Origin of the sequence: Pseudoalteromonas sp. SG45-5, from assembly GCF_014164085.1 — a bacterium.
Taxonomy (GTDB): domain Bacteria; phylum Pseudomonadota; class Gammaproteobacteria; order Enterobacterales; family Alteromonadaceae; genus Pseudoalteromonas; species Pseudoalteromonas aliena.
In genome coordinates, this window is record NZ_JACJEM010000048.1 from 1 (window position 1) to 14,189 (window position 14,189).

Here is a 14,189-nt window from a genome sequence, read left to right on the forward strand (position 1 = left end):
GAGTGCCCACACAGATGATTGCTTTATATTGTTAAAGAACGTTTTGAGTCGCTTTAGCGTCTCAAGGGATGCGAATAATACACCCTTTATTTTTCGAGTCAACACTTAGTTTTAAACTTTCTTTTGGAAGATTTAAAACCGAAGTTTTATTTAACTCTCTGAGTGGTTGCTGCTTTGCTATGCTTCGGCGTTTCCCGTCTCAGTGGGGTCGCATTATAGGGAGATTCGATTCTTACGCAAGCGTTATTTACATAAAATAGTAATTAAAATTAAGCCCCAAGCAAGCACACACGATAAGCACAAGTTACCCACAAAACTCTGTTGATAACTCTTGATTATACATAGTAAACCCATGCTAAAGCTTTTAATTAAATCCTTAAAAATGAAAAAAGCACCTAATCTAGGTGCTTCTCAAAAGTAATAGTTATTAGAATCTAGGGCCTGTTTATCTTTCAAGGTTAAATTTGCAGCAGCCTGTTTGGTATTCAGGCAAGGCAGAGCCTATGTAGTGTGGTTACTCCCCATAAATAGGCGATAACGAAGCATTAATGCCAAACAGGCGCTGCCCAAAGGGTTCTTCCTAGGGGCTATTTACTCTTTGTTGCTCGGCTTTTACTTAGCCCACTAGGTTACAAACCTCGCGCCGCGATTAAATAGCCCCTAGTTTGAACAAATTTTAATCCGCAAAGAGCAACAGACCCTAGTATAAAATACTATATAACTTACGACGATACTTAGCTGCGAGTGCGTCGCCATCAGGTAAAGAGGCAATAATGGCTAAAAAGCTTGGTTTTGCTTCGTTGAAATTCAGATCTTTTTGCAGCACTGTAAATAGTACATCCAATGCTTCTTCTTTTCTGCCCGCTTCATTGAGTAAAATACTTAGCTCTTCTTTTAATTCTAAGTCATTTGGGTACTTTTCTACTTGTTGTTGCTTTTCTTTAATCTCTGGTGAGTCTTTTGCTTCAAGCGCAGCTTCGCATTTTGCTTTTATATTATTAAAGTAAGCATCTTGCTCTTGTGCATCTATTGTATTTATAAGCGCTTGCGCTTCATCAACTTTATGAATTTGAATACATATGTCTGCAAGCACTAATTTGATACGTGCATTACCGCTGTCTATTTCATAAGCTTGCTTTGCATAATTAAATGCAGCATTTAAATCTGACCTTAACAACGCTTGCTTTGCTTGTTCTAGCAGTAAGTCTTGTTGCGCAGGTAAATACTTTGCAAGAGCTTCGCGTATTTGTGCCTCACTTTGAACACCTGCAAGTAGATCTACTGGTGCAGAGTCTTTTAATAATACAAGCGTAGGCAGTGTCTGCAGACCAACTTGTTGCGCAAGTTGAGAAGCGAGCGCTTGCTCTGCATCGCAATCTAGGTTTGCTACTACTATATAGCTTGCATATTCAGCCGCTACTTTATCTAAAATCGTAGCCTGTCCAATGCAGTCAGGACTTTGAGGAGAGAAAAAGTTAAGCAACACCAATTTTTGCTGTGATGTTTCACCGAGTACTTGTTGAAGGTTTTGCGCATTAATACTAACTATGTTGCTCATTGAATTGATTGCCATATTCATCTATTTAGGTTTTTATATGGTGGTGAACATAATAATTACAAGTCATATACCTAAATCACTCGGTATACATATTCAACAATGAGGGAAAACATGAAACTAACTTACTTAAGCGCAGCACTTTTATTGGCAAGCCCATTCATACAGGCAAATGGACTCGATTTGAATTTAAGCAAAACCATGCCAGCTATAGAAAAGTTTTACCTCGATTTACACCAATCGCCAGAGCTTTCTTATCACGAACAAGAAACGGGTAAAAAAATAGCAGATAAATTAGCTCAGCTGGGTTTTAAAGTAACAAGTAATGTAGGTGGCTTTGGTGTAGTTGGTATTTATAAAAATGGTGAGGGGCCGACAGTAATGATCCGCACTGATACTGATGGCTTACCTATTATTGAGCAAACAGGAAAATCCTATGCCTCAAAAGTTAAAGTAATAGACGAGCATGGTGCGAAAGTCGGTGTAATGCACGGCTGTGGCCACGATATTCACATGAGCTCTTTTATTGGTACTGCTGAGCAATTAATAGCACATAAAGATCAATGGAAAGGCACTTTAATGATGGTTGCACAACCTGCTGAAGAAGTTGGCGGAGGTGCTAAAGCAATGTTAAGCGAAGGGCTATTTAGTAAATATGAAAAACCTGATCATATAATTGCTTTGCATGTAAGTGCTAGCGTTCCCGCTGGTAAGGTATCAATGAAAAATGAATACACTATGGCAAGTGTAGATTCTGTCGATATTACAATAAAGGGCAAAGGCGGTCATGGGGCTTATCCGCATACAACTATAGACCCTGTGGTTATAGCTGCGCGCACTGTACTTGCTCTGCAAACAATCACAAGCCGAGAACTTTCACCGCTTGAGCCTTCAGTTATTACGGTTGGGTCTATTCATGGTGGTTCAAAACATAATGTGATTTCGGATGAAGTAAAACTACAACTCACTCTTAGAAGCTATAACCCAAATGTTAGAAGTGCTCAAATAGCAGCAATAAAACGAATCACCGCAGGTATTGCACAAAGTGCTGGCTTAAATGAATTAAATTACCCTGTAGTATATGTACATGAAGATGAATCTATTCCATCTACTTATAATAACCCTGCACAAACAGACATTGTTAGAAACTCCATTGCCAGCGCAATTGGTGATACTAATGTACTTGAAACACAAGCTGTAATGGCGGGTGAAGACTTTGGCCTATACGGACGCACCGATGAAAACATCCCTATCACCTTATTTTGGCTAGGTGGTGTAAACCAAGCACAATACGCGGATTCAATAAAAACAGGTGAGGTACTCCCTTCCCTACACTCTAGTAAATTTGCACCAGATTATAAAGTTGCTATCCCTACCGGAATAAAAGCAATGAGTAACGCTGCTGTTGCTTTATTTAATAAGTAACCTGAATTCTGGATAATAAATCTATCTCAAGCAGAGTTCAGGTTAAGTAATACCAATTCAACATTAAGTAATATGGTTTGATAAAAAAGCTCTGTTGCTAACTAGCAACAGAGCTTTTTTTATAACTCGACTTTTTAAAGGTCGCTTTTCCACCTCGTTTAGCAAAACGTTTTTTAGGTGAGGTTTTTGGTAACTTCGCAAATGCATTGCTATCGCAGTTTGCTGCTAATTGAACAAACCTATTTAGGTCAGCAAGTAAAGGCTGTAAAAATTGCTGATAACTCATTGCCTGCTGTGCAATATCACCTAAGCTCGATTCCCACTTTGCGGTTAAATCAGGACTCGCTAAACCTTGTGGTAATACGCTAATAAGAGCAAGCCCCGTTTCGGTCGCTCTAATTGACTTACCTTCACGTTTTAAAAAACGACGTTTAAAAAGCAACTCGATTATTCCCGCACGTGTTGCCTCCGTACCTAAACCATCGGTGTCTTTTAATACTTTTTTAATTTGTGGATCTTTAACATAACGGCTAATGCCCGTCATCGCAGCCAATAATGTAGCATCGGTAAAATAAGCAGGGGGCGACGTATGCTTTTCGACTACTTCGCCTTTATCGCAAAAAAGAGGCATACCTTTTGTTAAAGGAGGTAGCGAGGCTTCATCTTTTAATTCAGATTTACCCATTAACACCTTAAAACCCAAGCTTACATCTTGTTTTGCATTTGCTTTAAATAATCCGCCAGCAATTGTTATCTCTGCTTTAGTTTCGTTATATATATAGTCGGGATGAAACTGAATTAGGTAATGGCGGCTTATTAATTGATATACCTTCGCTTCATCACCGCTCAAACTCGCTGACTTTAACTGCTTAGCCGTAGGCACAATGGCATGATGAGCAGCCACTTTTGAATCGTTAAAACATTTACTACGCTTTTTTGCATCAGCTCCATTTACCAGTTCGGTGCTTTGCCCACCATTAGCACTTATAGCTTTAAAAATTGAGGATGCATCTTGATGGTGATCTTTAGGTAAATAACGATTGTCAGAGCGTGGGTAGGTTATTAATTTATGGCGTTCGTAAAGTATTTGGCAAATATCCAACACATTTTGAGCAGGCATACCAAATGCTTTAGCTGCATCTATCTGCAGTGCAGATAAATTATATGGCAACGGCGCACTTTGTTTTTTTTGTTTTTGCTCAAGCGCAGTAAGTTCAGCACTTTGCTTGGTAATACGTGAAGCAACATTTTGTGCGAGTGCTTTGTTAAGTATTCGCCCTTCTTCATCTTGATGTGGCTCACACGCTTTACTAGGAACCCACTTAGCTATGAATGGCTGGTTATCTGGAGTAAGTAAATGCGCCAGTACATCGTGAAAAGGCTTAGATACAAAGTTTGCTATTTCGTTATCTCTATTAACAACAAGACCTAAAATAGGGGTTTGAACTCGCCCTACCGAAAGCACATTACCAAATCCTGCTTTTTGCCCCGCTAATGTATATGCGCGGGTTAAATTCATACCAAATAGCCAATCAGCACGAGAGCGCGCTAAAGCAGATACACTTAACGGGATAAAGTCTCGATTAGAACGCATAGTGCCCAGTGATTTTTTTACTGCGGACAAATTTAAATCACTAATGAGTAAACGTTGCGTACTCTGCTTTTTAGCCTGACTTATTTTGGCTTCTTCAATTACTTGATCGACTAGTAGCTGGCCTTCACGGTCTGGATCGCCAGCATGAATAAGTTGCGAGGCTTGTTTAATCAATTTTTTTAAAACAGTAAGTTGTTTGCGTGTTTTTGTTTTAGCTTTTAATTTCCATTGCTCAGGTATTATAGGTAAGTGATCAAACTGCCATTTTTTAAAGCGCTCATCATAATCATCGGGTTCTGCTTGTTCTAGCAAATGCCCAATACACCACGAGACACAATCGCCATTAGCGACTTCTATATAACCATCATGCTTTTTATGTGGCTTTGGTAGCGCATCAGCAATAGCGCGTCCAAGTGAAGGTTTTTCTGCAATATAGAGTTTCATAGCTCGCTCACCACTGTTCATATAAACAGTAGTCTAGCACATTAGTTTAAAGCTATAAATTTTATTGTTCGTTTGATGCAGTATTGCGCTTATTAATTAGTAAATAAACTAGCGGTAGATAACAAACAACAACGGTGCCTATATTAATAAATGGCAATAAGGTTTTATAAATGTATGTACTATAAGAAAGATCCCATAAATGGCGATCAACTAATCTGAAAAGTTGTAAAATAGGGGCACTTACAACAACAAGCTGACCGATAACACACTGCCACAAATAAATTTTGTCTTTTATTCCTAAATAGGCAATCAGAGCCATCCAAACAAGATCATTAAACGCCCAAATAACATAACGATAAATATAAGTACTGCTATCAAACTCTTTTAAATGGTCGTTAATCAACGCCCCATAAAAAAAGAATATAGCAGTAACCAGCACAAAGCGTAATGCAAGGTGATCTTTGCGAAGGTAAAACACAAAAATAGCAGGGCTTAATATAAAAACCCAGCTACTCTCGAGTAACTTAGAAATACTTTCAAACCATTCAGGCAAAATATTACACTCAGCCTATTTTTTTATCTGGTTCTTTATCATCGTTATCGTCATTACCACCGCCATTACCTGGCATATAACTAAATTTATCGATATTCTTCATGGCTGACTCCGTTACATTTGTTATTGAAAGCTTACTTTATGATAAATAAACGTATTTGCCAAGTAAAGTTATCTTACATCAATAGGTGCAGACTCTTTTGCTTTACCTTGTAAAATAGAAATCTCTACACGCCTGTTACGACGACGATCTTCATCTGTATCATTGGGCACCAATGGTCTTGTTTCAGCTCGCCCAACCACCATCATCCGCGTTTTATCAAAACCAGATACTTTTTGTAACTCGCTTGCTACAGCAACAGCTCGCTTAGAAGAAAGATCCCAGTTGTTTATGTACAGCTCATTCGAAACCTGAAAATCATCAGTATGACCAGATACTGTTATCTCACCAGGCACATCTTTTAACAATATGCCAATATCTTGAATAATGGGTTTAAATTTAGGCTGCAAAAAAGCACTACCTGAAGGAAAAGACCCATTTTCTCTGATGCGAATAATTATTTGCTGGCCTAAAGACTCAAGCTCTATTGCACCATCAATAATCTGCCTTTCTAATTGCTGAGCAATCTTTTTAACAAGTTCATTTGTTTGTTCTTGATCTGCAGCAGAGATTGCTTGATCAGAAGATTGTTCTTGAGAGGTACTACGAGATTCCCCACCCCGTTTATCACCTCGTTGTTCTTGCCTACCACCTGCAGAGCTTTCATCACCGGCCTGAAATTCAAGCATTTGTTGAGTCATTTCTACTGTTTGTTGCTGAATAGTCTCGATTGGTGTGGGCTCTGGTTTTCCTGGCGTAAACTCCATTGCAATAACAGAAGTACCTTTGGGAATATCTTTTACTTCTATTTTATTTTGTACACCAAATGCAAACTTCATTGAACCGGCTATTTGTTTAAATTTAAGTACATCCATTTCAGAAAATGCAAGCAAGAGTACAAAAAAGCACATCAATAAAGACATTAAATCTGCAAAGGTTCCCATCCAAGCTGGAAGCCCTGGGGGAGGACATTTACACTCTTGCTCAGACATGTTTACTCCTCGGTATCAACTTTACGTTTTGATTCAGCTAAGTAGTTTTTCAAAATGCCTTCAATTACTTTTGGGTTTTGACCATCTTGAATACCTAATACAGCGTCTAAAATCAAACGTTGGTTCATTGCTTCTTCGTCTTTACGCAGCTCCAATTTAACTTGGATAGGGATCGCCACTACATTTGCTAAAAAAGCGCCGTATAAAGTTGTTAACAAAGCAACAGCCATCGAAGGACCGATTGATTTTGGGTCGTCCATGTTAGATAACATAGCAACTAAGCCAATGAGCGTACCGATCATTCCCATTGCTGGTGCAATATCAGCCATGGCTTTAAATAAACCGGCTCCCATTTCATGACGGGTTGACGTTAAAGTTATGTCTTTTTGTAAAGTCGCTCTAACAACGTCAGCATCATGACCATCAACTAACATATCAACACCTTTACGCATAAACTGGTTCGGTATTTCAGCCTCTTCGAGGGCTAAAAAGCCACCCTTTCGAGCTGAATCAGCAAGTTCAACGGCTTTGTCTATCAACTCCTCTGGCGATTCAATTTTAAACATAAAGGCTTTAGCGGCCACTTTACCAATGCCAAAAAACTGCCCCATGGTGTAATTAGATAAAACAATAAATATAGAACCGCCAAATACAATCACCACTGAAGGAGTGTTGTAAAACATGGCCATTTCGCCACTACTGCTCATAAACATGGACATGACAATCAAGCCAATTGCGCCAAGGATCCCTATAATGGTTGCTAAATCCACATTTCCTCCAAAGGTTTCATGCACTAAGGCCTTATTATAAACTTTTTATCATTAACTGCTTATCGGCAACATATTGAATTGCTTAAGCGGTTTATCTAAATAAAGATAAAAAAGTCTTATTAGTGTAATTTATATTCAAGCTGCATTAATAATTACTTTTATTAAAAGAATTGACCGTGATTAAGCCCTTATTAATGCATACAAGAATAGCATTTGATATTAATAGACGAAAAAAACGTATCATCCTTTGACCTAGTTTAGCATTCCCCCTAAAATTGGCTCCTAAATTTACCACGTAAGCTGAAATAAGATGGCGACTAAAAAACCTGAAAACTTAAGTTTCGAACAAGCACTAGAAGAATTATCGACAATTGTTAGTGATATGGAACAAGGTGATTTATCGCTTGAGCAATCATTAAAACAATTTGAACGCGGAATTGCTTTAGCCAATGCTTCATCTGGTAAATTACAACAAGCAGAGCAAAAAGTATCAATTTTAATGGGCAATGGCGAAAAATCAGTACTTACTAACTTTGATAACGATACGGAATAACTGTGAGTATTAAAGAACAGATTGAACGTGCGCAAATAGATGTAATAGCTACCTTGAAAGCGTATTTCAAACAGTCGTTAGATACAGACGAAACGGTAAAAAATGCCACACAATACGGGTTATTTAATGGCGGTAAAAGATTACGCCCATTTTTAGTTTATGCAACGGGCGAGATGTTTGGCGCAAATAAACACGATCTGAATGTACTTTCAGCAGCTATTGAATGCATTCATAGCTATTCGTTAGTGCATGATGACTTACCGGCGATGGACGATGATGACTTACGCCGTGGCCGCCCAACTTGTCACATAGAGTTTGGTGAAGCCCATGCTATTTTAGCTGGTGATGCTCTACAAACTATCGCTTTTGAGTTAATTGCAAATCATCAATTCAAATGCTCAGCACAAACACAAGTAAAAATGATCGCACAATTAGCACATGCATCAGGCCTTAAAGGCATGGTTGGCGGGCAAGGTTTAGACATTGCCGCGACTGACAAAGTCATTACTGCACAAGAGCTGGAGCGGATCCATAAACTAAAAACGGGTGCGCTGATTAACTGCGCTATTATGTTAGGTGCATTGTGCAGTGAAAAAGCAGATAAACACACTTTAGAAAGCTTATCTACTTTTGGTTATGCGATAGGGCTGGCCTTCCAAGTACAAGACGATATTTTAGATGTTGAGGGTGATACGCTTATTTTAGGTAAGCCACAAGGGTCAGATATTGCGGCCAATAAAGCGACATACCCTGCTTTATTAGGTATGCTAGGCGCTAAAGAGAAAGCGCAGAATTTAATACAACAAGCCCACGAGGCGTTAGCAAATATAGATGCTGACACAACACTTCTGGCGTCACTGGCAAATTACCTTATTGAGCGTGATCATTAAGACACCGCTTAAAAGTATTGCACTGAGTACAGACACATTATTACTAAACATTAGTTAATTCTACATCTTATTTTGTATTAATTAATGTTAGCGAAGGATATAAATAAAACCATGACACGTGATAGCAGCAAGTATCCATTACTTAATTTGGTTGACGAGCCGACCCAGTTGCGCGATTTAGCGCAAGATAAACTCCCAGAGTTTAGCAATGAGTTGCGCGACTATTTACTCAACTCAGTATCGCAAAGTAGCGGTCATTTAGCATCTGGTTTAGGTACTGTGGAGCTAACTGTTGCACTGCATTATGTTTATAACACACCTGAAGATCGTTTAGTGTGGGATGTGGGTCACCAAGCTTATCCGCATAAAATACTTACCGGTCGACGTGATTTAATGCATACGATTCGTCAAAAAGACGGCCTACACCCTTTTCCATTTCGTGATGAAAGCAAATACGATACGTTTAGTGTAGGGCATTCAAGTACGTCTATCTCTGCCGCTTTAGGTATGTCGATTGCCGCACAAAAAGAAGGTAAAGGGCGAAAAACAGTTGCCATTATTGGTGATGGCGCAATTACTGCTGGTATGGCCTTTGAAGCAATGAATCACCTTGGCGATGTTAAATCAGACATGCTGATCATTTTGAACGATAACGAAATGTCGATATCTGAAAATGTAGGCGCGTTAACCAATCATTTTGCACGTATTTTATCAGGTAGCTTTTATACTAACATTCGCGAAGGTAGTAAAAAGTTACTCTCTGGTGTACCTCCGGTTAAGCAACTTGCCAGTAAAATGGAAGAGCATATTAAAGGTATGATGATCCCGGGTACTTTTTTTGAAGAATTAGGTCTAAATTACATTGGCCCAATTGATGGACATGATGTAAATATGTTGGTTGATACGCTGCGTAATATGCGTAACTTAAAAGGCCCGCAGTTATTACATATAAAAACGCAAAAAGGTAAAGGTTATAAGCCAGCTGAAGCGGATCCTATTGGCTATCATGGCGTACCAAAGTTTGACCCAATGACATCAAGCCTTCCTAAATCAAAGCCCAGCGCAGCTACTTTTTCAAAAGTATTTGGCGACTGGCTATGCGATATGGCCCAGCAAGACGATAAATTAATGGCGATCACACCCGCTATGCGCGAAGGTTCAGGTATGGTGCGTTTTTCTAAAGAGTTCCCAGGACAATACTTTGACGTCGCTATTGCAGAGCAGCATGCTGTTACGCTAGCCGCAGGTTTTGCTTGTGAAGGCTTAAAACCCGTTGTAGCTATTTACTCAAGCTTTTTACAGCGCGCGTACGATCAGCTAATTCACGATGTTGCATTGCAAAATTTACCCGTTTTATTTGCCATTGACCGTGCCGGTATTGTGGGAGCAGACGGTGAAACTCATCAAGGCGCATACGATTTAAGTTTTATGCGCTGTATTCCAAATATGATCATTATGGCACCAAGCGATACCAATGAATGTCGTCAAATGCTCTATACTGGCTATCAAGCAAATTGCCCAGTAGCCGTGCGTTATCCTCGTGGCAGTGCGGGCACTGCTGAAATTCAAAGTGATATGCAACTGCTTGAAATAGGTAGAGCAAATACGGTTAAAAAAGGCAGTAAAATTGCAATTTTATCATTCGGTACACTGCTAGAGAACGCCCAACTTGCAGCCAATGATTTAGATGCCACACTTGTTAATATGCGTTTTATTAAGCCACTTGATACTGCACTTTTAAATGAAATTGCTACTAGCTATGACTTTATTATCACACTTGAAGATAATGCGATAGCCGGTGGTGCAGGCTCTGCCGTCACTGAATATTTAGCCAGCCAAAAATCTGCTGTAAAAATACTTAATCTAGGTATTCCAGATGAATTTATTAAACACGGCACGCAAGATCAAATGCACGATGAAATGGGATTGGGCGAACAAGGTATATTAACCGCCATCAAAGCGTTTATTGATTAACATTTAAAAATACTAAAAAAGGAGCCTTGGCTCCTTTTTTAGTATTTTAACATTGGCCTTACCGACTAACTTATACCAATTCGCTTAATTAAGTGATCTATTTTGAGGTAAGAAAATCGTGTCGATAACAAGACAAAAATTTCGTTATTTAGTTGTTCTATATCAGAATTTTTAACGCAGTTAACATCAGATTTAATCCCTCAAATTGATAAAGTATTACTGCAGATTGGTATTAGCGCATCCACACTTTAATATCGGCAAGCCCATTACTTTGTAAAAGGCTTAACTGTTGATCAACATTTGAATTTTGCTCAAACTCGAATGCGTCTAACTGCTCGTCAAACGTAATATTTGCGACACCATCACCGCCACGTTTTTTCACTTGATGAAGTGCAATATCGGCTAAATTAATGGATGTCTCCCAACTTATCACTTGTCCGCCTAAAAGTGGTAGCGGGTAGAAAGACCAGCCGATAGAAGTGGTTAAATTGGTACCTTTGCCATTTGGTAATTGAAATGCATATTCCGCAACTGCTTTGCATAAATCAGAAGCGTAACTGTCTATTTTATTGCACTTAAAATCGCGTAATAATAATAAAAATTCATCCCCACTCCAGCGTGCAACATAATCAGAGCCCTGCGTGCGAGAGTTCAATAATGCAGCCATTTGCTGCAAACAGCTGTCTCCTGCTATTGGTCCGTGTGCATCATTGATTCGGCTAAAGTTATCAAAGTTGATTATCAGTAAAACAAGCGATTTCCCCTGCGCTTGTAATGATTGCGAGTTACGTTGAAAATGCTCAATATCTTTTGGTAGTTGATCAAACAAAAAGCGACGGCTACGTAGCCCTGTAAGTTCATCAGAGTGACTTACCAGCTTAAGTTGTGAGTTTACTTGATTTAACTTATCGTTTGCTTGGCGCAGCTCTAGCGTACGCTCTGTGATAAGCCCCTCTAGTGCTTCTTGTTTTTTTCGCTCTTGCGCTCTAAATACCCAAAAAACCAAATAAAATAGTAAAACAAAGCCACTGGTGATAAGTAGTCTAAAATAAATTGTTTCATCAAAACGCTCTGGCACTGTAAACCCATACTCAGCTTCTTGCGCTTTACTCCAATCTTCACCTTGGCGTTTTGCTTCTAGCTGAAACAAAAATGTTCCCGCTGGCAAATTAGTATAAATAGCCTCTCTGCGTGTATTTGCATAGCGCCAATCATTATCTAAACCACTTAATTTATATCTAAACTCAATGCTGCTTGGCGCGTAATAATCGATTGCGGTATAAGTTAAAGTTATATCACGCTCATTGGTTTCTAATGACGGTTTTTTACCTAATGCTGACGTTGCTATATTACGCTGCGGTGTTGTAATGGTTTCTACTTTTGGTTTTAATGCCAGTACACCAAACAACTCTACATTTTTGGGTATTTCAACAACACCTTGTAAGCTTGGATACCAAATGGAATTAGCAGTATTGGCAACTGCATCATGACCCAGCCCACTACAACATTGATTGGCTTTACCATCGAGCTGACGATCAAATGAGGAAATAACCTCCTCCACTTTTAAGCTTTGAATCTCTGCTTTGAACTGTTCAATAGGCATTCTGTAAACACCTTTCATAGTGCTTACCCAAACATGCTTTAACCTTTCATCGTATTCTAGGCTGAAAATAGAGCCGTATGGTAAGCCATTTGCGGCATCAAGCTGACGCCACTGTCCTTGCGTACTTCTGTAAAAAAGCCCATCGTTAAGAGAGCCGATTAAAATACCCACGCCATCTATATGTAACACGCTAGTTACGTATGCACTTTCAAGTGTTGTTTGATCACCAATTTTTTCTATTCCACGATCAGTAAAATAATAGGCACCTTTACTTGTACCAATAACCCCAAAGTTTGCCTTATCGAGTACATAGGTAATAAATTTGCTTCCTAAAAAAGCGTTGTATGCAAAAGGCGTTAACCCAGCAAAGTTTAGCCTATATAACCCTCGCCCTGTGCCAATCCAAAATCCGCCCTTACTCGAACGACTAATAGCAAATACGGGGTTATCCTGAAGAGCTCGCCCTGGTACCATATAAAGAGTGTTATTTTCAAAAACAAACAGCCCCCTGCCTGTCGCAATATATAGTCTATTGCCATCAAACTGTAAGTCATGCACTGATGCACGACCGTATTTATCGCTAGGGATTAAATTTATAAAACTTTTGTTTAAATCAAAGTAGCCAATACCACTTTTATTTGCGACCCATAATTTACCATCCGGTGCTTGGTTAATAGCCATAACGGCTTCAGTCATTTTGGATAGGGCTGAGTGTCTTTGAACCCGCCCTTCATGAGCAAGCCACAAACCCTCGCTAAAACTGGCAAGCCATACGTTATTTTTATTATCTCGAAAAATATCAGCAAACCAAATACTTTGATCCAGCTGGCTTGGCTCTACCCATTGCCATTCACCGGATTTATCTCGAAATAATAAACGTCCATAAGTTGATACCCATAGCCCGCCGTCGGTATCACTCATAAATTTATAAACAGCTGAGTTATTTGTATTTGGTAAAGGAAAGGATCTTAGTTCATCATCCAAATCTAAAAAATAAGCACCTAATTCAGATGCTAAATACAAGTTACCGTTTAAAAATGATAAATCGTGGACAATCGTTTGCGCTAAACGCTCTGGTAGTGAAATTTTTGCAGTAAGCTCTAAACGCAGTTTAGAAAAGTCGGAGGCATTTTTTGTTAATCTCAGCAGGTGGCGATCATTAACCAGCCATATCCCCTCAGGAGAAAGTGCCATTTTACTAACAGACCCTACTATTTGCGTAATAGCGGTCGCATTAACAATAGGAAGAGGACCACTCGCTTTGATTTGTAGACCAATTTGGCTTCTATCAATATAATACAAACCATTTGCAGCAATCCAAATACTGCCTTTAGCATCTTGCAATATATCTCTGACAGGGCCTTTTATATTAAACTCTTGTGCGGCAAAAGTAGCAGGGTTAATCACCACTAAGCCACTTTTAGTACCGATCCACAACAGTCCATTTAAATCGACTAGCAGCTTGTTGATGCCGTTATTGGGTAAGAAAGGGCTATTTTGAGTATTATAATTGGTAAATGTATTGCCATCAAAGCGACTTAAGCCAAACTGAGTGCCCAGCCACATGTATCCTTGTTGATCTTGTACAACGCTTTTAAGTGATTGCGACGGCAAACCATCTTTTATATTCCATTGTTTAACTACATAATCAGTAATTGAAGCCCAACTTGGCGTCGCGCACAACATCAGTACACAAACCAGTAAAAATCGCATCATAGTGCTGCCACCTAGTTAAA

General features: G+C 39.2%; 10 protein-coding genes. 4 read left to right on the plus strand and 6 right to left on the minus strand.

Going from position 1 to position 14,189, the window contains the following annotated elements; translation table 11 throughout:
• Positions 1-700: 700 nt before the first annotated feature.
• Complete coding sequence (locus tag H5119_RS15055) at positions 701-1,558, minus strand: tetratricopeptide repeat protein (RefSeq protein WP_182702839.1); 858 nt, start codon at positions 1,556-1,558, stop codon at positions 701-703.
• Between the two features lie 111 nt (positions 1,559-1,669).
• Between H5119_RS15055 and H5119_RS15060 the strand changes: the two genes are divergently transcribed.
• A complete protein-coding gene (locus H5119_RS15060) occupies positions 1,670-2,980 on the plus strand; it encodes a M20 family metallopeptidase (RefSeq protein WP_182702840.1) in 1,311 nt (436 codons plus the stop codon).
• Between the two features lie 97 nt (positions 2,981-3,077).
• On the opposite strand, the gene H5119_RS15065 is transcribed toward H5119_RS15060, so the two are convergent.
• From H5119_RS15065 to pomA, 4 genes are all read right to left on the minus strand, one after another.
• Positions 3,078-5,018 carry a DNA topoisomerase III gene (locus H5119_RS15065; protein WP_182702841.1) on the minus strand — a complete coding sequence of 647 codons (1,941 nt, stop codon included), beginning with the start codon at positions 5,016-5,018 and terminating at the stop codon, positions 3,078-3,080.
• Between the two features lie 61 nt (positions 5,019-5,079).
• Positions 5,080-5,571 carry a hypothetical protein gene (locus tag H5119_RS15070; RefSeq protein ID WP_182702842.1) on the minus strand — a complete coding sequence of 164 codons (492 nt, stop codon included), beginning with the start codon at positions 5,569-5,571 and terminating at the stop codon, positions 5,080-5,082.
• Positions 5,572-5,742: 171 nt separating this feature from the next.
• Positions 5,743-6,663, minus strand: coding sequence for a flagellar motor protein MotB (locus H5119_RS15075; protein ID WP_077535886.1), 921 nt, complete (start codon positions 6,661-6,663; stop codon positions 5,743-5,745).
• 2 nt (positions 6,664-6,665) lie between these two features.
• The gene (gene pomA, locus H5119_RS15080) at positions 6,666-7,433 is read right to left on the minus strand and encodes a flagellar motor protein PomA (RefSeq protein WP_077538829.1); all 768 of its coding nucleotides are present in this window, start codon (positions 7,431-7,433) and stop codon (positions 6,666-6,668) included.
• A gap of 310 nt (positions 7,434-7,743) precedes the next feature.
• Between pomA and H5119_RS15085 the strand changes: the two genes are divergently transcribed.
• From H5119_RS15085 to dxs, 3 genes are all read left to right on the plus strand, one after another.
• Positions 7,744-7,986, plus strand: a complete 243-nt coding sequence (locus tag H5119_RS15085; protein ID WP_077535887.1) for an exodeoxyribonuclease VII small subunit — start codon at positions 7,744-7,746, stop codon at positions 7,984-7,986.
• A 2-nt stretch (positions 7,987-7,988) separates the two neighbouring features.
• Entirely contained in the window at positions 7,989-8,876 is an 888-nt protein-coding gene (gene ispA, locus H5119_RS15090; protein WP_077535888.1) for a (2E,6E)-farnesyl diphosphate synthase, read from the plus strand.
• 111 nt (positions 8,877-8,987) lie between these two features.
• Positions 8,988-10,850 (plus strand): 1-deoxy-D-xylulose-5-phosphate synthase, encoded by a 1,863-nt coding sequence (dxs, locus tag H5119_RS15095; protein ID WP_182702843.1) that lies wholly within the window; start codon positions 8,988-8,990, stop codon positions 10,848-10,850.
• Between the two features lie 232 nt (positions 10,851-11,082).
• Here dxs and H5119_RS15100 read toward each other — a convergent pair whose 3' ends face one another.
• On the minus strand, positions 11,083-14,169 hold the full coding sequence (locus H5119_RS15100) for a ligand-binding sensor domain-containing diguanylate cyclase (RefSeq protein WP_182702844.1): 3,087 nt from the start codon (positions 14,167-14,169) through the stop codon (positions 11,083-11,085).
• Positions 14,170-14,189 lie beyond the last annotated feature (20 nt).

Excerpts from the sequence above, each read along its gene's own strand:
- dxs (WP_182702843.1), top strand. The coding sequence starts at position 8,988 with ATGACACGTGATAGCAGCAAGTATCCATTACTTAATTTGGTTGACGAG.
- H5119_RS15055 (WP_182702839.1), bottom strand. The coding sequence starts at position 1,558 with ATGAGCAACATAGTTAGTATTAATGCGCAAAACCTTCAACAAGTACTC.
- H5119_RS15100 (WP_182702844.1), bottom strand. The coding sequence starts at position 14,169 with ATGATGCGATTTTTACTGGTTTGTGTACTGATGTTGTGCGCGACGCCA.
- H5119_RS15060 (WP_182702840.1), top strand. The coding sequence starts at position 1,670 with ATGAAACTAACTTACTTAAGCGCAGCACTTTTATTGGCAAGCCCATTC.
- H5119_RS15075 (WP_077535886.1), bottom strand. The coding sequence starts at position 6,663 with ATGTCTGAGCAAGAGTGTAAATGTCCTCCCCCAGGGCTTCCAGCTTGG.
- H5119_RS15085 (WP_077535887.1), top strand. The coding sequence starts at position 7,744 with ATGGCGACTAAAAAACCTGAAAACTTAAGTTTCGAACAAGCACTAGAA.
- H5119_RS15065 (WP_182702841.1), bottom strand. The coding sequence starts at position 5,018 with ATGAAACTCTATATTGCAGAAAAACCTTCACTTGGACGCGCTATTGCT.